This is a genomic window from Sulfolobus acidocaldarius SUSAZ, from assembly GCA_000508305.1.
Classification (GTDB): Archaea; Thermoproteota; Thermoprotei_A; order Sulfolobales; family Sulfolobaceae; genus Sulfolobus; species Sulfolobus acidocaldarius_A.
In genome coordinates, this window is record CP006977.1 from 765413 (window position 1) to 789959 (window position 24547).

The window sequence follows — 24547 nt, forward strand, 5'->3', positions numbered from 1 at the left end:
TTTATATTGAATAAGAGTATATAAATGGTTACATCATGATATCACTCATTTATGATGAAACATATTTAAAGCATAAATCATCAGTGTATCATGTCGAGAACCCTGAAAGGCTAAAAATAGTTCTTAAGGCATTAGAGGGTAGGACAGTCATTAAACCTAAACCAGTTAGTGAGGAAGATGTAAGACTAATCCATAATGAGGATTATGTTAAGCTGGTAAAAGTGGCATCACAGATGGGAGAGCCATTAGACGCGGATACATACACCAATGAGTTTACGTGGTCTTCAGCGTTATTGGCATTAGGTGGCTCTTATGTTGCATTTCAGAATGATGCATTTGCCTTGGTAAGGCCTCCTGGTCATCACGCAGGTGTATCAGGGAGGGCTATGGGAGCACCTACATTAGGTTTCTGCATATTTAACAATGTTGCATATCCGATTGTAAAACTGAAATTGAAGAGGGTTTTAATTATAGATTTTGATGTTCATTACGGTAATGGTACGCAGGAAATATTTTGGGAAAACCCAGATGTAGTCCACATTGACATCCATCAAGATCCTAGAACATTGTATCCTGGTACGGGTTTTCCTGATATGATTGGAGGGAGAGAGGCTAGGGGAACTAAAATAAACCTCATTATTCCTCCTTTAGGTGGCGACGATCTTTATGAGGAACTAATTCCAATTATACAATCAGTTATCGATGACTACAAACCCAGTTACATCGTATATTCTGCAGGTTTTGATGGATTTGAAAATGACGGTTTAGCAAATTTAAGAGCAACAGAATGGACTTATTACAACCTTGGGCTCTTGAGTAGAGGATATAAAAGATTTGCAGTGTTAGAAGGCGGATATACTATAGGGCTCGAGAGAGGCTCAAGAGCTTTTGTAAATGGTCTTGAGAACGAAAACGTTTCTTACCAGAAGAATCCTAGCAGTGATTCGGTAAGGAGTAAATTTAAGGATACTTTGTACCAAGCAAGAAGGATACTAAGAGATTACTGGAAAATATAAATTCTAATTAAAGGATAATTATTCATGCTTTCTAATCTACTAAAACGGTTTTCATCTTTCAAGTATGTTGAATTAAGAAAACAGAGAAATTCTCATTCCCAAATAATAATTTTGAATGGTAGTCCTGTTGGATATATTAAAAGTGTTAATGAGGGATATTCAGTAAGGGTATTCGATGAAAACTACCTTTACTTTTCATCATCAGATAAACCAGAGCACTTAACTGCCAGTAAGCTGAAGGTAAAGGGGTGGGAGAAAGGTATTAGTGAAGAAAGTAGAGAAGCAGGTAAGTATGAAGTTACCCAAAAGATCAATCTATTGGATATTCCTGTCCAAGACAAAATGAAGGAGTTAAGTGAGTTGGCTAAGAGTATATACTCTTTAGATCTTAGGTCTAAGATAGTATCCTCTACCATCTATTACATGGATAGCATTGAAGATAAGGAGATAGTTTTTGAAGACGGTACAGAGATAAACAGTAAGATTCCGCGAGTTAGACTATTTTATTCGATAACCTTGACATATGAGAATAGATCTGCTACAATATTCTCAGAGGCAGTTGGTGGAAGTGGTGGTTACGAGCTAATCAAAGAAAAAGATCCATATGGTCATTTAGAAAATAAATTAAAGTCAGTAGACAACGTATTGGTAAAGGGAAAATCGGTAACTCCAGGAAGGAAGGACGTGGTTTTCAGTAATGAGTTGTCAGGAATTATGGCTCATGAATCTGTAGGGCATCCTTTTGAGGCTGACAGGATATTAGGTAGAGAGTCAGCACAGGCAGGACTAAGCTACCTTGTAGGTAGAAAGATCGGAGAACGAATAGGTAGTGAGGCAGTTAATGTTATGGACAACCCTCTGGTCGATGGTGGTTTAGGATACTATAAAATAGACGATGAGGGAGTGAAGGCTCGACCAAAACACCTCATTAAAAACGGAATTATAAATGAACTCTTACAGGATAGATTCTCGGCAAATAAGTTTGGTGTGCAGAGTAATGGCTCAGCTAGAGCATCAGCTTTCAATAGGGAACCTTTAGTGAGAATGTCTAATACTTATTTTAAGCCAGGTGACTACTCATTTCAAGAGTTGATTGAGGACATAAAAGACGGAATATATTTTAAATCTTACATGGAATGGAATATAGACGATTTAAGGATAGGTCAGAGATATGTAGGATTGGAGACTTATGAGATAAGGAATGGAGAAATTGGTGAACCAGTTCTATTCCCTGTCTTCGAGGGAAGAACATTTGATGTATTAATGTCAATAGATGCAGTTGATAAATCTCTTGAATTTTTCGGAGGAACGTGTGGTAAAGGCGACCCTGATCAGGGTATTCCTGTATGGTTAGGAGGTCCAAACATGAGAATAAGAAACGTAGTTATAAAGGTGAGAGGAAATGAATGAGAACCTAATTTCAGCTCTCAATAAACTTAAAGGATTTGATGAGGTTGAAGTAGGCGAGAACAAGGTTAAGAGACTGTTAATAAAATTTGTAGACAGTGAAGTGGCAACTGTCCAAAAGTTAATTGATGTAAATTACGGAATAATAGTGAGAAAAGGAAATAGGTATTTTATGTACTCAGGCACAGACTTGAACGTAGAAGAGGCTAAGAATGGTTTTGAGGTCTCATCAGGAGCTCAATTATACCCAATTTTATCCAAAAACGACAGGGAGTTTGTGATAGATCAAAACAATGAAAATTTGGGAGAAATTGTGGAAAAAGAGAAGATAGATGGTATCATTTCTGAGATAGGAAAGGCAGAATTGCCTATATCAGGGGTAATTAGTGTGTATGAAACCACTACGAATCTAGTTACCTCATATGGCTTCAACGGTTCAGAAAGACGATATAAAATTGATGGGTATGTAAGGGCGTTTAATAAAGAATATTCAGGTCAATGGGCATTTTTCTCCGAATCCCCTAATGATCTAAAAGACACTATAAAGAAAGCTGTAGAATTCGCCTCAATAACTAATAGAGTGAAGTTAGACGACGGAAAATACGATGTTGTTATGTCACCTTTAGTTGTAGCAAACCTAATGGGGTTCTTTGCCGATTTTGCCTCAGCCTTTAGCGTAATAACAGGTTCATCATTCTTAGCTAAATTTAAAGTAGGCGACAGGATTGCCAGTGATCTACTTACTATTTCAGATATACCAATAAGAGCAGGAATTAGATCATTTGATGATGAAGCTGAATTTACAAGGGACAAGAAGATTATAGATTCAGGCATATTCCAGTCCCTTCTATTTAATAATGAGTTAGGTCAGCTCATGGGACAAAAGAGCACTGGTAATGCAGGGATCATCAGTCCAAATGCTTTTGCGATAGACTTGCAGGAAGGAAATATGAAAGTAGAAAGTATGACTTCAGGAAACGTGATACTTCTTAATAACGTATGGTATACAAGATTCCAAAACTACTACGAGGGAAGTTTCTCCACAGTAGGTAGGGATGCGGTAGTCGTATATAAAGACGGGAAGCCTATTGGAGTTGCGGATAGGATAAGAATCTCTGATACATTACCTAATATATTAAGAAATGTTAAAGCGCTATCTAAGGAGAAATACGGTATAAGATGGTGGGATGCTACACTTCCCACTTATTCCCCTTTCATTCTAGTAGAAAATGTAAATATAAGCAGTTCCAAATAAGAGTTTTTTCACTCCGTAAATTTACTGAAAGACCTTGACTGTACTCCTCTCATCAATACTTTTTTCTCTTATTTATGACAGTGAAGTATATCATTGTGTATTATGTCCTTTGTGGTAAAACTTGCTCCTCTCAGAAATCTTTGTCTCTCATTATATGTTTTTAGGAGGCTTTACAAATACATGATATGGAACTATTGAAGCTACTGATTGTGGGACTGACAGCTGTGTCTCCGGTGGGTGAATTACTTGTTGCTTATCCCATTGGTTTAGCTATTGGATTAGATCCATTGATAGCCATAATAACGTGCTCCACGTTTAATCTTTTACCGATACCTATACTTCTAAGTTTTGCTGAGTATATCTCTAGGAGATTTCCTAAGTTCTTTAACTGGATTGCTAGTAAGGGTAAGACATATGAGAAGTACATTAAGTCATTTGGAGTTACCATCTTTCTCTTCTTAACTCCAATAATAGGCGTTTACGCAACTTCAATTTTCATGTTCCTAATAGGATTTAAGAAGAGAATTGCCTTTCTCGTGCAGGCTTTATCAATATGCATTTACTCAGTTATATTATATTTAGCCGGTTTAGGATTTCTCTCTATTAGGTTTTAATAAAAGTTTAAATAAGTAGGACGTAGAAAATTTTTCATGCGACTAAAGGAACATCATGAGATCATAAGTGGTAATTCAAGATATATTGACGATTTAGTCCTTAACGATATGGTTTACCTTGGTGTGGTAAGGTCCACCTATGCAAGAGGGATTATTAAAGGAATCACAGAGCCCTCAGGGGTGGAATTATTTCTTACTCAGGATAGAGTGAAATCATTTATTCCTGCCAGACCTGATAGAAGGGCTAAGAATATAGTGAGAATGCCCGTTCTTGCAAATGGCGTGGTTAACTTTGTAGGTCAGCCAATAGTCGCCTTTATAGTAAAGGACAGGTATGAGATTGAGGACAAGATTGAAGAGGTTTCTATAGATTACGACCCGTTAACTCCCGTTTTGTCTTTAGAAGACGCATTGAAAAACGAGGTGAAAATTCATCCAGATGGAAATATTGCTTTAGATACTGAAATTGCGGGAGGAGATTTAGAACAGAAATTGAATGCTGATGTTGTTATTGAGAGGGAATTAAACCAGGACAGATTAGTCGCTAATCCTATGGAACCTAAAGGCTTAGTTGCATATTATGACGGAAGCACTCTCAATCTCATAGGTAGTTTCCAGTCATCCTTTAGAGTGAAAAGTGATTTACAGGAGGTAATTGGTTTACAGCCCGAGAACATTGTTGTGAGGTCAGCTCCTAACGTAGGCGGTGGATTCGGAAACAAGGTTCCTGCACACGCAGAATATGTCTTGGCTTCAATTGCTTCAATAATTCTTAAAAAACCCGTTAAATGGATAGAGACTAGAAGGGATCATTTAACAAATCCCACTCAAGGCAGAGGAGTCAAATCTAAAGTCAGACTCTATGGGAAAAGAGACGGTACAATACTGGGATTTGAAGGAGAGATAGCTGTAGATCTTGGAGCATATGCATATTCAATAAATACCACTACTCCATCATTTATTGCAGGTCTCATAGGCAATGTTTACAGAACTAGATTCTCCAAATTTAGAGCTCTGGCTGTATATACGAATAAACCTCCTACAGGTCCTTATAGGGGAGCTGGTAGACCAGAGGCTGTATTAATTACAGAGACACTTATTGAAGAGTTTGCTGAAAAAATAGGGAAGGATTCTATAGAAATCAGGGAGATGAACTTAATAGAGGGTAATCACACTACGCCTTTAGGTTATAAAATTGACAAGGCAGGATATAAGGAACTATTTCTCAAGGGAAAGGAGACTTATAATATGGTCAAAAATAAATATAAGGACAAGGGAGTAGCTTTAGTATTTTTCTCCACTGTAGTGAGGAACTCCCCTGGTGAGGGCGCTAAAGTTAGAGTAGGAAAGGGAAAAGTTGAGATTTTTGTGGGGACCGGTCCACATGGTCAGGCTCATAAAACTACGTTTTCGATTTTAGCCTCAGAGACTTTAGGTATTTCGCCAGACATGATTGAGGTCAAAGTTAACGATACGCTATCATTGAAGGAGGGAGTTGGTAGCTTTGGAAGTAGGTCTGCCTCAGCTGGGGGACTAGCTGTAATAAAGGCGTGCAAAGAATTACTTTCTGATCTAAGAAAAAGGAATATGAGTTTGAACGATGCAATCAATTCAGATGGTTATATAGAGTATGAGGTATTTGCGAAGGCTGAAGATATCTACTCTCCCGGTGTTCATATTGCAGTTGTAGACTTTGACAGAGAAATGTGTAAGCCAAAGGTTCTTGAGTACTACGCTATAGACGATGTGGGTAGGGCTATAATTCCTAGCGAGGTTGAAGGTCAGATAGTTGGTGGAATTCTACAAGGTTTATCGCAAATATATCTAGAGGGAACACCTTTCGACGAAAACGGTAATCCTATATATTCATCTATAGCTGAGGCAGGAGTCCCTACGTCACTTGATGCCGACTATAAGGTTTTCCTGGAAATAATTGAAACCCCAACAGTTTACGATAGTAAGGCAAGAGGAGTCGGGGAAGAGGGAACAACTGGAGCCTTAGCCAGCGTATTTATAGCTCTTGAAAAGTTATTGAAAAAAAGATTTAATGGTACTCCTATATCGTTCTCAGACCTATGTTAAAATTTCAAATTAAAATTTTAAAATATTCCAGTATGATTAAAGTATGAGTTTTTTATTTTAATAAAATATATATATAATGGTAAAGTTTTATCATTATCTATGCCTAGAAAAACATATACTGTGAGAAAAACGTTTACTTGTACTTCAGGATATGGTTTGTACGAGTGTGAGGGTGATAAGTGTAAATTAGTTGCCTGTGTCAACAGTGAACCATTAGCCTCTCCCTTAAATCATGACATTTTTTCCTTATGATACGGCTGTTATTTTGAGAACAATCACAATTGATAATTAAGTTGCGTATTTAGAGATTGGTATTAATATTTTTATTGTTAGAGAGCAAACTTTATAGTATGAGTTCATGTGAGATCTTCCCTTTAATGGCAAAACTTGGAGCAGAAGGAAAACGGTTTGCTCTAGTAAGTATTTTTAAACAAGACAAGGTGGAGAGAACGATATTTGTTGATGGGAAACCGTTACTTGGTAACCTACCTAGTGAAATAAGTGAACTTGTAAACGAGTCTTTAGAGAAGTATGTTAAAGTGGATGTGAACACTAATTATGGCAGAGTAGTGATTGAGCCCATTGAACCTAGACCAGGAGTAATAATAGTTGGATCAGGAATGATTGCCAAGTCTTTGGCTAAGTTAGGAAGTGCTATGGGCTATTATGTTGCTGTAGTTGGTAATGGTGATTTGCCTGAGAAGGAATTTGAGTCATTCACCTCATTTATTTCAAATCAAATAGAGACATTGGAACAGATAGTTGACAGTAATTCAATGGTTATTGTTGCAAATGAGGGAGGAAAACCATATGATGCTTATGCTACATACATTGCCCTTAAAAAAGGTGCCAAATATGTAGGTGTTTTATCTAGTGCAAAAAGAGGCGCATTGATAATAGCAGAGGTAATAAAAAGAGGATTAAAAGTGGAGGACTTTAAGGATAGGCTGTATGCACCTGTAGGGATTGATATTGGCTCTAAAACTGCAGAGGAAATTGCATTAAGTATTTTGGCAGAAATCATGTTAGTGCTACGTGGTGGAAGTCTTAAGCACTTGAGAGAAGTCAAGAATCCATATAAATTCGTTGAGGACGCTTTACAGGGAAAAATTGAAGATAAATGTTTCTTTATACCCAAGGCACTAAGTGAACAGGGATGATAGATGAGATATTAAATGAAATTAAGGAAAAGGTGAAGAATAAGACAGGTAAGGAGCTGTCTGCAGTAAAGGCGTCATTTAGGATAAACAATAAGAATAAAGTGGTAGAAACAAAAGGACATACAATTTATATAAATCCTATTTTTATAGAAGGATTTCAAGGTGACCCTTATAAAATAAGGGACTGCGTTTTAGGTGTGCTTTTAGTGGAATATTTACGTTTGTTAGGTTTTGATGATAACGAGATACTAAATTATGTGAAGAATAATGAAACAGAAATTATTAGTTATGTGCAAAAATTATGTAAACCAAAGTGGAGTGTAATGTATTACATTTGAATTTCTGCTTATGTACTATTTGTTAATGGCTTTCCTCTCCAGAATTATGGCTGATATACTGTTGTCTACCTCCAAATAAAATTCAACTTACTAGATGCATAGATATTCTGAATGGCACTTTGGCTTTATAAAACCTTTAGCCCGTTTCCTGTAAGTACTAAGACAGAATTTTCGTCGTCTTTTCTTAAGGACGCATAAACTGTAGCGGAACTATATTCAACGAGTAAGCCTATTTTAGTAAGCTCATTCCACGCTTCAATTATTTGGTTATCATCTACTACTCTGCACTCACCATACTTTTGTAACACATCTGTCATTTCCTCTAATAGTGCTGGATTAGTGGAGACTAACGCATCTGCTATTGAAGTCACTTTAGCTGGCGGTGTATAGCTCAAATTGTTAAGTTTAGCGCAAACTGGCATGACTTGTTTAGTCTGGACAGCTACTATGGTAGGAATCTTTTCTATGACACCACTTTCCATGAGATGTTTGAAACCAGAGTAGACTCCCATTAAGAGTGTACCAGCAGAGACCGGTATGAATACTTTCTCAGGAATTTTCCAATTTAGATCCCTGACTATTTCATAAGCTAAGCTCCTGATTCCATCTCTGAAATGGGGTTGAAATACATGGGAGGCATAATAGGATCCTGAGTTTTCTGCTGCCTTAGTTACGTCATCTCTTGTTCCGCTCACTTTCATCAATTTTGCTCCATAAGCTTCTATCTGTTTAACCTTATTTCCCCTGGCTGTCTCAGGGACAAAAATAGTTACATTCATGCCTGCTGCTTTTCCGTAAGCTGCAATTGATGCTCCTGCGTTTCCTGAGGAGTCCTCTACTATATCCTTTATTCCATTAGAAGCCAAGTAAGAGATTAGTGTGACACTTCCCCTGTCCTTATAGGAACCTGTAGGGTTTAAAAAATCCAGTTTGAACCAGACTTTTTCCCTTCTAATAAGTGGAGTATTGCCCTCTCCTAAAGTTACCCATTCCTTTATATAGGGAAAATTATCCTTGAGATTTTCCTTTCTGAATTCAAAATCAATCTCTACCTCAAATACTCCACCGCATTTTTTACATTTTATTTCATGTAAACTTTCTCTTTCCTTTCCACACCTTGAGCATTTAATATTTACCATACTAATAGCCAGATTTCTTACCAACTTAAATTCACCTCAAATAGCTTTAATAGGATTGAAGGCGTAAATTTCTTCTATGGACTTCTCAGCAGTTGTAGACGATGTATCAAAATCTGTAGTTACCATTCTGACTAAGCAAATAACTTTAGATGATTTTCTTCAACCCTCTGTTGCACAAGGACTCGGCTCAGGATTTTCTATAGGTAAAGGTCTCATAATGACATCTTACCATGTTATTGGTCAGGCTAGTAGTAGTATGATAATTACGAGGGATGGTTTCAGAGGTGAGGCTGAAATTATTGCTGTAAACCCATTCAATGACTTAGCCCTAATAAAGACTGACCTTGATTTAACACCTCTGAAACTAACTGATGACGTAAAGGTAGGTCAAGGCGTTTTGGCAGTGGGAAGCCCCTTGGGGCTAGATAGTACAACATTTGGTATAGTTAGTAGTGTGGATAGGACTATTCAGTCACCAATTGGAAGTAGCTTGTATGTTATACAGACTGATGCTGCAGTAAACCCAGGGAATAGTGGAGGTCCTCTGGTTAATACCAAGGGAGAAGTAGTTGGAGTTATAACTGCTATGATACCATACGCTCAGGGAATAGGATTTGCAATACCTTCTAGACTTGTAATGAGTTTCATAGAAAACATAAAGAAAAACGGGAGGTATATCAGACCCTACATTGGTGTTAGAATAATAAAGTTGAATAGAGCTATGGCAGTCTATTTTAATTTGTCAGTAGATGAGGGGGTAATAGTGATAGACGTTGATCCCAGAAGCCCTGCTTATGAGGCTGGAATTAGGAGAGGAGATGTAATTTACGAGATAAATAGTAAGAAGGTGAAGAGTCAGTTAGATATTATTGCCGGTATCGAGGAGAAGGGATTAGATCAAGTAGAACTGGGAGTTTATAGGGGAAAGAATAAGCTTAAAATGAGCATCGAGCCTATAGAACTCTCATGAACCAAATTCATGGTTAGGATTTCCTAAAGATTTTTATATCCTTTATTTTATTAGAGGTTGATGCGCAAATATTATTACTGGATTTTATTGCTTCTATTTCTAATTCTTTCAATATACATTAAACTAATTGGGGGAGAGCAGAACATAGGGTTTAATGTAGAACTGTTCAAGCTTATTAACTACAATCAAATAAGTGCACTTAATGGTCTCATGGTGTTCTTAAGTAAATACGGTAGAGAGTATGTCTGGATTCCAGTTACTGCATTACTACTCATATTCAAGAGGACTAGAAAAATTGGAATTACACTGGTAATATCCTTTGTAATTGCAATAATTTTAGGGGAGGTAAGTAAATATTTGATGGCGCAATTGAGACCATTCAATTTTATAAATCCCACGTACCTTCTTGAGCCAAAGCCTACAGATTACAGTTATCCATCTGGACATGCACTCATAGTTAGTACAGGTGCTGTTACACTGCTCTTAACATCTCCAAGGTGGATGTGGATACTTGGTATAATAGAGGCAGTACTTGTTTCTTACTCTAGAGTTTATGTGGGAGTGCATTGGCCATTAGATGTAATTGCAGGTTGGCTGCTGGGCAGTTGGATATCATTTTTATCTGTTCAGATAGAAAGTACAGGACCTATAAAGAAAATTGAGCAAATGCTGAAAGCATAAGCCCATATAGAAAGTTAAAGAAAACGCTCTTTCTTATTTTAATACTTTTATCTCATGTTTTGTTTGGTAACCATGTTAAGACTATGTTGCTTTTCTCCTGCCTCTTATAACACCTAAGACAATTAGTACAATTCCTATAACTCCTAATGCTATAGGTAACAATCCACCTATTATGGCTACTGCAAATACTACTGTAAAAGATCCATAGACGAGTGTATAGTTAACTGTGGCATTTACAGTATTGTTATTATAGAACGTAATGGGTTCGGGTCCACTTTTTACAATTGCTATCACATTAGATTGCTCGGTAGCATTTGAAGGTATTGTTACCTTCATCGGAGGGGTGGCGGAATAATAAACAGATACAAAAAGGTTCTGTGGATATGTTAAATTAAACTCGTTTCCAGGTAAAACAACTACTTTTCCCTGTTGTGTTGTAGTTAAGCTAGAAAATAATAGTCCTGGTACTAGTAGATACGTTACGATAGCTAGTATTATTATCCCTATTCCTATAACAGTATATCTATGCATGATAGAATTTATACATAACAACTATTTAAGTCATCTATGAATATAGGTCTAAAAATTAAAAGCCTACATGATTTATTTAAATAATAAATACAAATATTTTTCTCCCCTTCGGCTACGTTATTTCATTAACTCTTCCCTTAAATTATTACTTTTTAGACTACTGAATGAATAAACATAAATACACGATATTCTTTAATATCATTGTTCAAAATGACAATTAAGGTTAAAAATATTTCGAAAAAATATGGTAGGATTACAGCCATACAAGATGTTTCCTTTGAGGTAAAGGATGGAGAAATTGTGGGATACGTAGGTTTAAACGGTGCTGGTAAGACAACGACCATTGAGATTATATCAGGTGTGAGGTCTCCTGATCAAGGAGATGTGGAAATTGATGGACATAGTATTGTAAAGGAAAAGAGGGTCGCCTCAAAAAATTTAGGATGGGTTCCTGAATTACCTATTTTTGAGCAGGACGCAAAAGCTTTAGATTACTTCATTTATTTAGCGGGGTTTTACGGTATTAGTACCGAAGAGGCGAGAAGAAAGGCGCAGGAATTGTTTAGCATGGTCGGGTTAGAAGGGAGAGAGAAGGATAAATTGAAGAATTACTCCCAGGGAATGAAAAAGAGGTTTGCTCTTGCCGTGTCTATGTTATCAGATCCTAAGAACTTTTTATTCGATGAAGTCTTAAATGGTCTTGACCCACAGGGTATTGCATTTTTTAGAGATTTAGCCATACGTTTTAAGAAAGAAGGAAAGGGTGTTCTTTTCTCATCCCATATATTAACCGAAGTAGAGAACATAGCAGATAGGGTTATCTTTATTCATAAAGGTAGGATAATGAAAGAGATGACAATAGATGAAATCAGAAATTATGCAGGCTCAAGTAATGTCAGGGTCATATTACAGAAACCTGACGATACTGTAATAAAGGTAGCTGAAAAGTATGGTATACCTAGAATAGAAGGAAACACACTTTATATATCTGATTTCAAGGGAGACATGCAGAGTCTGTTTTCAGATCTAGCACAGTATGGAGTTAATGATATTGGAAAGGTAAGCAACAACTTGGAGGAAATATTCTTTAAGATAATAGGTCTTTACAATCAAGGAGCTTGAAAAAATAAAAAGTGATCCTGTATACTTTTAAAATGTCAATATTTTGCAATCAATTTGAGTTAAAACATAGACTAAAATTAAGTATTTTCTTTTATGAAATCGAATAAAATAGTTTCATCTTTAAATGTTCATCCATTGTAACATGACGAGAAATTGATTCTTATTACCTCAAAAGATTCGTTTTCTGAAATCTAACATCGTAGTTAATTCGTCGAAAAAATTAAAACTATTAATTTAAGCTTGGGCGATAAATAAAAAGTATGGAAAAGATTAGATGGGTAATAGAAGAAAGTGAAAAATACCTGGCTAATACAACAAGAGATCCTGAATCCCAACCTTTAGTAATTGACAGGGGAGAAGGCGTTTGGGTCTATGATATTGAAGGAAACAAATATCTAGATTTCACATCGGGTATAGGGGTAAATAATCTAGGTTGGCCCTCTCATCCAGACGTTATAAAGGTTGCCCAGATTCAAATGACAAGATTAGCTCATGCAGCTGCTAATGATTTCTATAATATACCCCAGATGGAATTAGCTAAAAGACTAGTTGAACTATCTCCAGGTAATTTCTCTAAAAAAGTATTCTTTTCTAATAGTGGGACAGAGTCCGTTGAAGCCTCAATAAAATTAGTCAAGGGTACGGGCAGGAAATATCTTATAGCCTTCTTAGGTTCATTTCATGGCAGGACTTTAGGTTCCTTAGCTCTCACAGCCAGCAAGCCTGTACAAAGGTATTCTGCAGGTCCTTTTTCAATAGGAGTTTTTCATGTTCCCTATCCTAATCCGTTTAGGAACCCTTGGAAAATTAATGGATATGAGAATCCTGATGAATTAATCGATGCAGTAATAGAATACATTGATTTTTGGCTATTTCAGCACGTTGTAGACCCAGAGGAAATTGCAGGAATTATATTTGAACCAATACAGGGAGAGGGAGGATATGTTGTTCCTCCTCATAACTTTTTCGTAGAGCTAAGGAAATTGGCCCAGAAGTATAATATTCCCTTGATAGATGATGAGGTGCAGATGGGATTAGGTAGAACAGGTAAAATGTTTGCTATAGAACATTTTAATATAGAGCCTGATATTATAACCCTGGCAAAGGCATTAGGTGGAGGGCTGGTTCCTGTAGGTGCAACAATATTCCGTTCCGATTTAGATTTTAAGAAGAAAGGTATACATAGTAATACTTTCGGAGGTAATGCTCTATCCATGTCTATTGGTCTCAAGGTCATTGAGGTAATTAAGGAGTTAATGTCACATGTAAACGAAGTAGGCAAAATTTTTGGAGAGGAGTTATGTCAGATGAAGGTTGATGACTGTAGAGGTCTAGGCTTAGCATGGGGAATTGAGTTTGTAAAAAGCGATAAGACACCAGATCCTAAAGTTAGGGATAGAGTGGTGACAGAAGCATTCAAAGAAGGCTTAATAGTGATATCAGCAGGGAAAAGTTCAATTAGAATAATTCCTCCTTTAGTTATTAGTGAAGAAGAGGCTAAAATTGGATTATCAAAGTTAAAAACTGCAATAAACAGGGTGAGAGGTTGATAAGATGGAATGGGTTTGGTAATGGCTGGGATAAATGCAGAGAGTGTTGGTTTGCGTACGAGAATAATGTTCAGCATAGAAATTCCTTAAATTGCTTTAAACTAGGAATTCCAATAAAGTCACTCAAGGTAGATTTGGAGCAGTTTCTTAAAATTTTAGATGAGAAAAACTACGTGGGTAAATACTCTTTGTTCTCTTTTCCCCTTAGCCTCTTATCGAAGGGGGTAATAATATTATATTTCTCCACTGAAGAGGAGATGAGAGAAGCCATATCACAGTTGAGGCAATACGCCAAAGGAGAGCCTGAGGAAAAATGGTTCTTTGAGAAATTTGTTAATGTAGACTGGATTGACGGTTTTAATTACAGAAGAGGATGCCCCGAATACGACTCTAAATTTGGTGATTGGAGAAATTGGAAAAAGGATTAGTGTGTTTTAATATCGCCAATAGGGTAAGCCTTTAGGTGTGATGATATTTTTGTTGATGTTTTATAATCTAAAAAGAGATTTTTTTATACCTACACAACATAAAATATATCATGTGTAATGAATATGAGGCATACTTATCATCCTCCTGACGAAGAGGATTTTCTATCTAAGTATGTTAGCCAAAACGATATAGTAGCTGAATTAGGTTGCGGAAGCGGGTTCTACTGTAAAAAACTAGTTAAACTAGCTAAGAAGGTCTATTGCGTCGACATAGACTGTGGGGCGCTTGAAGCCGCAAAGTTGTCAGTTGACACTAAGGCAGTATTTTTGTGCGAATCAGCTGATAAAACCTCAATACTGGATGCAGAGATAGACGTTGTGTTGCTTGCTAACTCATTTCACGATATGGATAATAAGGAAGAAGTGGTGAGGGAGATTATGAGGATACTTAAAGACAAGGGCAAAGTTGTAGTAGTGGACTGGAAAAAGGAGAAAACGGAAATAGGACCTCCTGTTAACATTAGATTTTCAGAGGAAGATTATGTCAGGTATTTTAAAACATTCAAATTAACCGATAAGTTCTTTCCTTCAAGGTATCATTATGGGTTGGTGTTTGTCAAATGATCAGATTTACGGTATGTAAAGATTTTCCATCAGATACTAAAAACCGGGTGTGGCAGATTGCGAGTGATGTCAAGAGAATGACAGAGTTTTGGAGAGGAATCAAAGAACTTAATGTGGTCAAAAATGGAGATTTCTATGAGGGGTCTGTGCATTTTGCATTTCCTGCATTAGGGAAAATTAGGATAGAAATCGAGAACTCATTAGTTAGATTAGTTTACCTTTCTGGACCTATGGAGGGTACACAGGAAATTTCAGTCAATGAAACAAAATTATGTTCTAACTGGAATGTGAAACTCAACTTTCCTTATTTATTGTTTGAGCGATGGATAAGAGATCACTTTGAACAAGGAGCTAAGAATGCTCTCAAAAGAATAGTGGATTCAGCGCAGGACTCAAGTTAAACTCATCCATCGTTCATCCAGGCGTCTCATCATATCCGCTTTTTTATAATAAAGCTGTGAGATAAAAAGTATCGTTTTACTCGATTAGATAACTATTGTGGTTACTCCTATTGACCTCATTATATATTAATGTCCGTGCCTTTTCATAATATTCTCTCGGAAGTAATGTTCTGGGTTTAAAGTCAGCAAAGTCCTCCGGATATCCGTTTTCCCATGTGGGAATTATGTGTACATGAAAGTGGAAGACAATTTGCATTGCGCTTCTTCCTGCATTACTTACTACTCTGATTCCATCCGCTTTTACAGCTCGCTTTATTGAGTTTGCCAACATCTTTATTGTTTTTCCTAAGTCATTAAGGTGAGTCTCGCTCGTATCTAATATATTTTCGAAGTGGGCATTTGTAACCAGTAGTGTATGACCGGGTGCAATAGGATACTTATCTAAAAATGCTGTATAATAATTATCTCTATAAACTATATAACCTTCTTCTTCCCCATTCACGATTTTACAAAAAACACACATTTACGAGATAAATTGAGAGCTAGCTTAAAAATTTAAATATTGTGTTTTGTTAAACTTTGTTATGGGAAAAATTTTAGACGAAGATGACTAAAAAACTAGATTTAGAACTTAAGTTTATTAATCTTCTCTCTGGTCATCTAAATTTTAATTCCCATGAATCTGTAAAAGAATTGCCTTGCCGCGGATACTCTTTGAATGTCATTAGTTCCCTCATACGTTTTCAGAATCTGTAAATCTCTCAATAGCCTTTCTAGTCCTACTGAATTTGATACACCATATCCACCATGAGCAGTCATTGCTCTCATTACTATTTTCTCTGCAGCTTCTGTGGCATAGAATTTTGCTAATGATGCTGCTACTATATATTCATTACTCTTACCTTTATTATATAATGATCCTGCCCAATACGTTAGGAACCTGGATGTTAGTAGATCTGCAAATGATTCGCTTACTTTTTGCTGAACTATCTGAAACTCAGCTATAGGTTTATCAAATGCCCTCCTCTGAAGGGAGTAATTAACAAGTTTCTCAAAGGCACTTTGTCCAATTCCAACAGCCTGAGCTGAGACTATTGTCCTAGCATAATCAAAGGACTCTACTGCATATTTGAACCCCATCTCTTCTTCTCCTATAACGTTTTCAGCTGGCACTTTTACGTCCTCAAGTATTATTTCAGTAGTGTGGGAAGCCTTTAGCCCTGTTGTCTCTATTCTGCTCAATGTTTTAACTCCCCATTCCTTCTCCACAAGGAACATGGTTATCCCCTTCCACCTTGCACTATTAGAAGGAGGAGACGTCCTAGCAGTTAAGACGAAATAGTCCGCTATATCTCCATTTGTTATGAAGATTTTCCTCGCATTGATTATGTAGTGATCATTTACTTTTTTTGCTGTAGATCTTATACCTGCTACATCTGTTCCAGCCTCTGGTTCAGTATTTGCGAATGCACCTATTTTCTCCCCCGTAGCCGTAAGAGGTAAATATTTTTTCTTCACCTCTTCCTTCCCGTACTTATATATTGCTCTATTTAACATCCAATGAACAAGGAGTAAGGTGGAGAAAGATGTCCAAACTCTCGATAATTCTTCAGAAATAACAAGTAAAGATAAGTAATCACTTCCTTGACCTCCTAGTTCAGTGGGAACATCAGGTCCATAAAGCCCTAATTCTTTAGCTCTCTCTTTTAACACTTTAGGTACATCTCTTTCACTTTCACCTTTATCTACATAACCTGAAACCTCTTTTTCAGCGAACTCCCTTATGGTCTGTCTTAAGATTTCATGATCCTGAGATATTTCTAACTTTAGATCCTCAAGAGACTTTAAAGGAAACACCATAATTAATGAATCCAGTCATAACTTTTAAATGTTTAGAAGTAAAAATTATGATATTTTAAAGCCAAAGCAAAATCAAGATGTGAAAAATTACTTTAAAAAACTTTTCGTCGTTAATCCTTTCAATTCTTACCTTTGAATAAGAGACACTTTACAAGTCTTCCATCACTCATATTATACAGTTTAGGTTCTTCATAGTCTCTCAATACTACGGAAACATCTCCTGAACCGTCAGCATTTATACTTTTGATGGAACTAAAGCTCTTAATTTCATTTTCTTTTGAGGTTATCATCTTCAACTTTTCGTCACTTATTCCTCTTACTTTCATCTCCTTATCACTTATTACGTCAATTACAATTTCACCCTCAGTTAGATCGTAGTATTTACTTTCTATAAGATACTTTAGATCTATTGCCACTTCTTCAGCAGTCCATCCACAGTCACCAAAAGCATATGGACATCTTGGGTGGAAGTTACACCCCTTAGGTAGGTCAACTAGATTTGGAGGCTCTCCTCTGAGTACAATCCTATTCATCTTACTACCGACCTTTGGAACAGCAGATAGCAGGGAGATTGTATAAGGATGCTTAGGATTTTTCATTATCTGTTCCTTTGTACCTGTTTCAACGATATGTCCTGCATACATCACGTATATTCTATCGCTCAGATATGAGGCAACTGCAATATTGTGAGTGATCAGTAACATGGATATTTTTAGCTCTCTTTTCAATTTTCTAAGGAGATTAAGTATCTGAGCTTGGGTAGATACATCTAAAGCACTGGTTGGCTCATCTAAAACCACAAATTTTGGATCAGTGGATATTGCTCTGGCAACTGCTACTCTCTGTCTTTGTCCACCTGAGAGTTCATGGGGATATCTGTCAGCAAAACTCTTAGGTAAACCTACAGCCTCTAATAACTCCAGAACTCTCTTATTAGCTTCCTCTCCTCTCAAATATCCAGTGGAAATCATGGGTTCTTTTATAATATCAATAATCTTCATTCTGGGATCAAGGGAGGCATAGGGATCCTGAAAAACCATATTTACATGTCTTCTAAATTCCTTAGCTATTTTGCCTTTAAATATATCATGAATACTTTCTATCTCTGCTTTTCTCGATTGGTTGTCAGTTGTCTCGTATTCTTCTAACACCTTATCTTCAACGTTAAAGAGTATTTTACCGCCTGTAGGGTTCTCTAGCCCTACTAACATCCTTCCCAATGTAGTTTTACCAGATCCGCTCTCTCCCACTAATGCTATGACTTCCTCTTCCTTGATTTTTATGTAAACGTCCTGAACGGCTTTAACTACAGCCTTATTCCTTTCAAACATTCCTCCTGAAACGAAATGTTTTGTAATATCATACCCAGCCATGATCATTTGTTATCACCACCATATAGGAAACATGCTACCTTATGACCATTCCTAACTTGATACATTAAGGGAACAGAGTTCTTACATTTCTCCATTACAAATGGACATCTTGGGTGGAACATGCATCCTGATGGAGGAGTCCTCATATCTGGTACTTCTCCAGGTATAGGAGATACCTCTTGCGAATCAATAGTTGGGACAGCTCTGAGTAGTGACTGCGTATAAGGATGTAGAGGATTGGTTACTACGTCTTCTACATTCCCTACTTCAACTACCCTACCAGCATACATCACAGCTATCCTATCTGAAATTTCATACAGTACTGATAAGTCGTGCGATATAAATATAAATGTAGAGTTATATTTCTTCTTGAGAGACCTAACAAGCTCTAAAACCTGGGCTTGTACTGTTACATCCAATGCGCTTGTCGGCTCGTCCATAATAATCAATTCAGGGTTGTTGACTATTGCAATTGCAATTGCCACCCTTTGTCTCATTCCTCCAGATAGTTCATGTGGATACATGTATACTACTTTCTCAGGATTAGGTACATTCAACATTGTGAGTATCTCGACAGCTTTTCTATATCCCTCCTTGATTAGAGTGGATTTAAGTCTCCTGGATATTATAGGAATTCTACTTATATTCCTTACCCTATTTGTCTCTGCTACGTTCTCAAGGAAATTACGTACAAAACCTGAGAGTTTTTCACCTTCTAAGGATAAGATTAGTTTTTGTTTCTTAGCCTTATAAATGTCATTTCTCTCCCATATAAACAGGATCTGGTCTTCTAGTCCCTCTAGTCCTTTAGATTTAACAAATTCATTTAGCTTTTCCACATAGGTTTCCTTGTTTTGCTCAAGTAATCTTATTATCTCTCTTAGCTCATCCTTTGTAACTTTGCTTCTAGCTAATATTCTCTTGGCTAGTAGGGCTGGGTTGTGATAGTATATGGTTTCTCCAATTTGGTAACCAATTTGCAAAACAGGATTAAGAGAGGTCATAGGGTCTTGGAACACTATTGCTATCTTAGATCCTCGGAAGGCTTGAAGCCTGTTATCCAGCTCTTTAAACGCCCTCTGATTCCTCTTCTTATTAAAACCTTTGTCACCGACCTCTCTTAACTCTCTGACAAGGTCTATATCCTTAAACCTTACTTCCCCTTTCTTTATCCATGCATTTGGTGGTAATACACCAGCGATTGTTAGGGCTAATGTTGATTTCCCTGAACCGCTTTCGCCAGCTACTCCAAGAACTTCCCCTTCTTTAACGTCTAAGTCAACTCCGTTTAACGCATTATATACCCCTATTCTCGTCACGAAACTTAAATATAATTCCCTTATGGTTAACACATTTGTCATATGCTACTCCTCCTTCTCGGGTCTAACAAATCTCTTAACCCATCTCCCATTAAGTTAACTGCTAACGCAAATATAGTTATGGCTAATCCTGGAAATATTACAGTCCAAGGAGCAGTCTGAATGTATTGTAATCCTAGGCTTGTAAGATAACCTAACTCTGGTAAGTTGGGGTTTGTAATTAAACCTATGAAAGATAAAACCGAAAATATAACCATTATTGAGCCTAGATCTAATGATATCTGAACAAATATGGGTGGAAGCACATTAGGTAGGACATGTTTAAACATAATCTTTAGTGAACCTACATTAGAGACTTTTGCAGCATCTATAAATGGCATCTTTTTAATTGAGAGTGTCTGTGCTCTCGCGTATCTAGCATATAGGGGCCACCAGACAATAATTAAGGCAATTGACATACTTTCAGTGGTTCTGCCTAGGACAAAGCCAATAGCTAATGCTAGAACTAAGTAAGGAATTGCAAAGAATATATCAGTTATTCTCATTAATATGTCATCCATAATTCCACCTCTATATCCAGCGATAATTCCTATGACGGAACCGATTATCGCACCTCCAATAACGATAATTACAGAATAGTACAAGTCGATTCTTATGGCAGCTAAAATTCCCTTTAGCAAATCAATTCCTGGATATGTTGTACCTAGAGGGTGATGAGGAGATGGAGGCTGAGGGACTGGATTAATGAAATTCATTTGTAATTGATTGGGATTCTGTATGCCTAATAATCCTGGGCTAACTTCGACTATAATAGCGTCAATAACATATGCTAAGAAGATTATAAGCCCAATAACTGCAGTAGGATTTGAAAAGAATATTTTTAAACTAAGTTTAATTTGACTACTCCTCTTTTCCATTTACTTCACCCTAATATCTTATTCTAGGATCAATTAGTGCGTAGATTATATCTAGCAGTAGCGAGGCAATTACGAATACTATTCCAAATATGAGGGTGGAAGCCATAATTCCTCCCACGTCATTGTTAAGCAGAGCTTGAGTAGTCCAATATCCCATGCCTGGATAGCTAAATATATCCTCAATGACAACTGCTCCACCTAAAAGTGATGCTACGGTATATCCATAGAGAGTTAAAACTGGTATCAATGCATTCCTTCTAGCGTGTAAGTTAATCACCACCTTTTCAGGGGCTCCCTTCGCCCTAGCAAGCCTTATGTAATCTTGATCCAACACCTCTAACATGGAAGCTCTTAGTATTCTCATTACACCTGCTATAGTAGATAACGCCAAGGTTAATGCCGGTAAAATTGCGTGTAAGATTGCGTTTGCAAAAGCTGATAGATTTCCGTGTATTAAAGCATCAATAATTACAATATGTGTAGGATAAGATATACCATTAACATACCAGTTGAGATTGGAGGCTATTGTAGGACTTAAAGAGAACGCAAAAGGCAGCACTCTTAGATAAACGCCAAAAACTAGAATTAATAAAAATGCAACTAGATAGATTGGCATCGAGTATAGTGCGAAGGAGATAACTCTTACACTCTGGTCAAACGCACTATCACGTTTTACAGCAGACCTAACACCTATTGGAATTCCAATTATCCATATTAGTATTGACGCTATAATTGTAAGTAAAATAGTGTTAGGTAAAAACAACGCTATAGCACCAGACACTGGACCGCTATAAATAGGAGTGTTCGTATACCCTAAGTCACCTGAAAATACAGCTGCCAACCAATAAAAGTATTGTACATATATTGGATCGTTAAGGTGAAATCTTTGGGTAAGTTGCTGAATAACTTGTTCTCTTGCCGGTCCTGTCAATCTTGGATTAATATATTCAGACAGTAATAAGTTATTACCTGCAGTGTGTAGCAATATGAAAACTATAAAAGTCAATCCAATTATGGCTATAAAAGCGAAAATAATTCTCTTGGCTATAAATAACCATAATTTCATATAAAATCACCTTTTAAGTGTGAGATTAAAAAATTAATTCATGTCTTTTAACTAAACCCCCTTTCAATTTACCCTTTTACCCACCAGAAGTAAAGTGAGTCTCCAGCACCACCTATCTGTGGATTCTCCTCATACGATATCTGTCCATTGTAGCCATTCATATATGGTTTTACAACCCAGAACGCATTAGGTTGATCAAGATATATGTACATGTAGAGGTTTATTGCAGTCTGTTCTACTTGTTTGTATAATAATGCAGCTTGTGTAGAATTTGTAGCACTATCAGCTTGAATTATCAAGTTGTTAAGTTGCTGGTACATTTGAGCCTCATTTGTATACCCTAATTGTTGTAAGTAAGATACATACCAGCCATCTGGTGCAGGATAAGTTCCATTCTCTTTATACATTGCATCAACAAAGTCAGATGGATATGGATAATCTGCAATCCATCCAAGATAATACATGGGCATAGGGTTCTGTCCAGGAACCTGTAGTCCTATTATTGTCGAGAATGGTTCGTATAATGGTTCTATCTTTATGTTAGGGTCTATTTGCTGCATGGCTTGAGCAAACATCTGTACACCTGCATAGTCAACTGTATCTCCTGAGGGTACAATTATGGGGAAGTATACAGATTCATTATACACTCCTGATTGAATCAAAAGCTGTTTAGCATATGTCAAGTTAAATGTAGGTACACCTGTAAATTCTGATGGTGGGGTGTAATAGGGTAATCCTTTGATAATAACTCCCGCGTAAGGCTCTCCGAAGTCAAAACCGTATTTAGCGTTTCCTAAAATGTTCTCTATATAGTTTGTGTAGTTAAACGCATATGCAAACGCTTCTCTAACATATAAGTTAGCGAAGTAGTTTGGAGGTATATTATAGTTTGGACCTAACTGTTTTAATCCACTTGTAGATATGTTGAGGTTGAATACGAAGAAGAACTCTGACAGAGTTGGGAACTGGTATATAGAGGCTTGTCCTTGTGCAACTAAAGGCTTTAATGAGGCAAAATAGTTTGTGGGTAGACCAGTAACAATATCAGCCTGTCCGCTCGTGAAAAGGTTATAAGCAGTTTGTGGATCCTTTACCCATTCTATTACAACAGTATCATTCGGTTTTGGTATACCAGGAACTCCTGGGAAGTAGGGATTTGGAGTCAATACAACATACTGTCCTGGAACATATTGCTTTATCATGTAAGGACCAGATGCCAATGGATTATTCTCTACTTGAGTGTTATAGTGTCCCTCAATTGAAGTATTCTCATAGGCTAAGAAGCCTTGAGGAGTAAATGTTATTCCATCACCTACACTCTCTAACCATTTTGCACTCAATATACCAGCAGTCAATGGATCTGCTATTGCAGTGAAGAATAGGTTAGGGGGAGTCGATTTGTAAAGATGGAATGTCACTGTATTAGTTGCATTATCATATGTTACAGCGTTCATGATCTCCTGGAAACCTTGAGTTGGATTAGAGCTTGATACAACTGGTACGCCAATAGTAGCACCAGGTATCAAGTATTGTGCCAATATCCATGTTCCTGTACCGGGAGTACCGCCTACAGTTAATAAGGCTCTTACTATAGAATACCAGACATCGTATGCTGTTATTGGACTTCCATCCGCGAAGTATAGTCCAGACCTTATCTTAAACGTGTAAGTTGTGTAATTACTATTGATACCTCCATTCTGAACAGTTGGAATTTGTGCTGCTATAAATGGAATAAAGCTTGTCGTGCTTGAACCGTTGTATATTAATAATGTACCTATAATGTTACTAATTACCTCGAAGCCTACGCTCTCATAATCAATATCAGGATCGAATGAATAAGGTCCACCAGGGACATTTTCAGCCACTGTTATAGTACCTGGGTTTGGTACGTTTCCTGAGAACTTGAATTGAGCATAAGGTCCTACTGCAACAGTATATAATGTGGAGAAGTTATATGCTTCACCTGAACTCACATTTAGAGTTGTTAAAGTTAGTTTCACCACATAAATGCCTGGGGAGTTATATGTAATGTTAACGGGATTAATTGTCGGAAGTAGTGTGCTACTATTAGCCTTAATAGTTAGAGTTTGCCCATTTCCAAAGCTCCAGGTATAAGACTGGATTGTCATGTTTTGACCTGTTGGTGGCTGTAAAAATCCAGCATAGAAGTATGCAGTCTCCCCTGCTTTAAAGAATGGTGCAGTGGGATTCTTGGTTGTGTTGAATGTTATTAAAGGCACTGATGCAATACCTGCTTCGTTAGATGGAATATTTGCTTCAACAGTAATTGGAAGTAATGATGAGTTTGTTGTTGATACAAGTTTATTGTTAACATACTCGTTAATCAGAACAAGGTAGTGTCCAGGATATTGATATGTATATGAAAATGAAGTAGAAGTCCCAGTAGCTGTAAAGTTTTTGATCACCCCGTCTCCAAAATTAACTGTAATAATCGCATTCGGCTGTGTATTATAAACTGTAAAATTTTCCGGTGTGCCTTGAAGTATAACAAACGATGTTGGTGCAAGTGCTACCGCCTGTATTGAAGAGGAGGATCTACTCGTCATAAGAAAATAGGCAGCTACTGCAGCTATAATTATTACGACCACTACTATTACTGCTATTATAGTTCTAGAAATTCCTCTCTTAGACCTTTTACCGGTTTTTTTCATGACTAGATCAAAATAATAGATC

The 24547-nt window shown here is 36.9% G+C and carries 24 protein-coding genes; 15 read left to right on the forward strand and 9 right to left on the reverse strand.

Annotated elements, in window-relative coordinates; genetic code table 11:
• Window positions 1-35: 35 nt before the first annotated feature.
• From SUSAZ_04695 to SUSAZ_04730, 8 genes are all read left to right on the forward strand, one after another.
• A complete protein-coding gene (locus SUSAZ_04695) occupies window positions 36-1016 on the forward strand; it encodes a deacetylase (GenBank protein AHC51341.1) in 981 nt (326 codons plus the stop codon).
• A 24-nt stretch (window positions 1017-1040) separates the two neighbouring features.
• Window positions 1041-2426 (forward strand): peptidase U62 modulator of DNA gyrase, encoded by a 1386-nt coding sequence (locus tag SUSAZ_04700; GenBank protein AHC51342.1) that lies wholly within the window; start codon window positions 1041-1043, stop codon window positions 2424-2426.
• A complete protein-coding gene (locus SUSAZ_04705) occupies window positions 2419-3678 on the forward strand; it encodes a hypothetical protein (GenBank protein ID AHC51343.1) in 1260 nt (419 codons plus the stop codon). Before SUSAZ_04700 ends, SUSAZ_04705 begins: the two co-directional genes overlap by 8 nt.
• A 185-nt stretch (window positions 3679-3863) precedes the next feature.
• The gene (locus SUSAZ_04710; GenBank protein ID AHC52466.1) at window positions 3864-4292 is read left to right on the forward strand and encodes a hypothetical protein; all 429 of its coding nucleotides are present in this window, start codon (window positions 3864-3866) and stop codon (window positions 4290-4292) included.
• 36 nt (window positions 4293-4328) lie between these two features.
• The gene (locus SUSAZ_04715; protein ID AHC51344.1) at window positions 4329-6374 is read left to right on the forward strand and encodes an aldehyde oxidase; all 2046 of its coding nucleotides are present in this window, start codon (window positions 4329-4331) and stop codon (window positions 6372-6374) included.
• Between the two features lie 99 nt (window positions 6375-6473).
• Window positions 6474-6626, forward strand: coding sequence for a hypothetical protein (locus SUSAZ_04720; protein ID AHC52467.1), 153 nt, complete (start codon window positions 6474-6476; stop codon window positions 6624-6626).
• 98 nt (window positions 6627-6724) lie between these two features.
• A complete protein-coding gene (locus SUSAZ_04725) occupies window positions 6725-7534 on the forward strand; it encodes a xanthine dehydrogenase accessory factor (protein AHC51345.1) in 810 nt (269 codons plus the stop codon).
• On the forward strand, window positions 7531-7872 hold the full coding sequence (locus SUSAZ_04730; protein ID AHC52468.1) for a hypothetical protein: 342 nt from the start codon (window positions 7531-7533) through the stop codon (window positions 7870-7872). Before SUSAZ_04725 ends, SUSAZ_04730 begins: the two co-directional genes overlap by 4 nt.
• 125 nt (window positions 7873-7997) lie before the next feature.
• On the opposite strand, the gene SUSAZ_04735 is transcribed toward SUSAZ_04730, so the two are convergent.
• The gene (locus tag SUSAZ_04735) at window positions 7998-9011 is read right to left on the reverse strand and encodes a threonine synthase (protein AHC51346.1); all 1014 of its coding nucleotides are present in this window, start codon (window positions 9009-9011) and stop codon (window positions 7998-8000) included.
• A gap of 76 nt (window positions 9012-9087) precedes the next feature.
• Here SUSAZ_04735 and SUSAZ_04740 point away from each other — a divergent pair, with 76 nt between their 5' ends.
• Both SUSAZ_04740 and SUSAZ_04745 read left to right on the forward strand, forming a co-directional pair.
• Window positions 9088-9981, forward strand: coding sequence for a 2-alkenal reductase (locus SUSAZ_04740; protein ID AHC51347.1), 894 nt, complete (start codon window positions 9088-9090; stop codon window positions 9979-9981).
• A gap of 60 nt (window positions 9982-10041) precedes the next feature.
• Entirely contained in the window at window positions 10042-10662 is a 621-nt protein-coding gene (locus SUSAZ_04745) for a UDP-diphosphatase (GenBank protein AHC51348.1), read from the forward strand.
• An 81-nt stretch (window positions 10663-10743) separates the two neighbouring features.
• Here SUSAZ_04745 and SUSAZ_04750 read toward each other — a convergent pair whose 3' ends face one another.
• Window positions 10744-11193, reverse strand: coding sequence for a hypothetical protein (locus SUSAZ_04750; protein AHC52469.1), 450 nt, complete (start codon window positions 11191-11193; stop codon window positions 10744-10746).
• A gap of 216 nt (window positions 11194-11409) precedes the next feature.
• Between SUSAZ_04750 and SUSAZ_04755 the strand changes: the two genes are divergently transcribed.
• The 5 genes from SUSAZ_04755 to SUSAZ_04775 all read left to right on the forward strand — a co-directional run bounded on the left by SUSAZ_04755 (window position 11410) and on the right by SUSAZ_04775 (window position 15318).
• Window positions 11410-12315 (forward strand): ABC transporter ATP-binding protein, encoded by a 906-nt coding sequence (locus tag SUSAZ_04755; protein AHC51349.1) that lies wholly within the window; start codon window positions 11410-11412, stop codon window positions 12313-12315.
• Window positions 12316-12575: 260 nt separating this feature from the next.
• Window positions 12576-13865: a 4-aminobutyrate aminotransferase gene (locus SUSAZ_04760; GenBank protein AHC51350.1), complete on the forward strand. Its 1290-nt coding sequence runs from the start codon at window positions 12576-12578 to the stop codon at window positions 13863-13865.
• Window positions 13862-14293, forward strand: coding sequence for a hypothetical protein (locus tag SUSAZ_04765; GenBank protein ID AHC51351.1), 432 nt, complete (start codon window positions 13862-13864; stop codon window positions 14291-14293). The genes SUSAZ_04760 and SUSAZ_04765 overlap by 4 nt, the downstream gene beginning before the upstream one ends.
• Window positions 14294-14410: 117 nt before the next feature.
• Window positions 14411-14917 (forward strand): methyltransferase type 11, encoded by a 507-nt coding sequence (locus SUSAZ_04770; protein ID AHC51352.1) that lies wholly within the window; start codon window positions 14411-14413, stop codon window positions 14915-14917.
• Window positions 14914-15318 carry a hypothetical protein gene (locus SUSAZ_04775; GenBank protein ID AHC51353.1) on the forward strand — a complete coding sequence of 135 codons (405 nt, stop codon included), beginning with the start codon at window positions 14914-14916 and terminating at the stop codon, window positions 15316-15318. The genes SUSAZ_04770 and SUSAZ_04775 overlap by 4 nt, the downstream gene beginning before the upstream one ends.
• Window positions 15319-15394: 76 nt before the next feature.
• Here SUSAZ_04775 and SUSAZ_04780 read toward each other — a convergent pair whose 3' ends face one another.
• From SUSAZ_04780 to SUSAZ_04810, 7 genes are all read right to left on the reverse strand, one after another.
• The gene (locus SUSAZ_04780; protein ID AHC51354.1) at window positions 15395-15841 is read right to left on the reverse strand and encodes an HIT family hydrolase; all 447 of its coding nucleotides are present in this window, start codon (window positions 15839-15841) and stop codon (window positions 15395-15397) included.
• A gap of 137 nt (window positions 15842-15978) precedes the next feature.
• Window positions 15979-17178: an acyl-CoA dehydrogenase gene (locus SUSAZ_04785; protein ID AHC51355.1), complete on the reverse strand. Its 1200-nt coding sequence runs from the start codon at window positions 17176-17178 to the stop codon at window positions 15979-15981.
• Between the two features lie 119 nt (window positions 17179-17297).
• A complete protein-coding gene (locus SUSAZ_04790; protein AHC51356.1) occupies window positions 17298-18557 on the reverse strand; it encodes an ABC transporter in 1260 nt (419 codons plus the stop codon).
• Window positions 18554-19912: an ABC transporter gene (locus SUSAZ_04795; protein ID AHC51357.1), complete on the reverse strand. Its 1359-nt coding sequence runs from the start codon at window positions 19910-19912 to the stop codon at window positions 18554-18556. The genes SUSAZ_04790 and SUSAZ_04795 overlap by 4 nt, the downstream gene beginning before the upstream one ends.
• A complete protein-coding gene (locus SUSAZ_04800) occupies window positions 19909-20787 on the reverse strand; it encodes a peptide ABC transporter permease (GenBank protein ID AHC51358.1) in 879 nt (292 codons plus the stop codon). Before SUSAZ_04800 ends, SUSAZ_04795 begins: the two co-directional genes overlap by 4 nt.
• 10 nt (window positions 20788-20797) lie before the next feature.
• The gene (locus SUSAZ_04805; GenBank protein AHC51359.1) at window positions 20798-21853 is read right to left on the reverse strand and encodes a peptide ABC transporter permease; all 1056 of its coding nucleotides are present in this window, start codon (window positions 21851-21853) and stop codon (window positions 20798-20800) included.
• A 68-nt stretch (window positions 21854-21921) separates the two neighbouring features.
• Complete coding sequence (locus SUSAZ_04810) at window positions 21922-24525, reverse strand: ABC transporter substrate-binding protein (protein ID AHC51360.1); 2604 nt, start codon at window positions 24523-24525, stop codon at window positions 21922-21924.
• Between the last annotated feature and the right edge of the window lie 22 nt (window positions 24526-24547).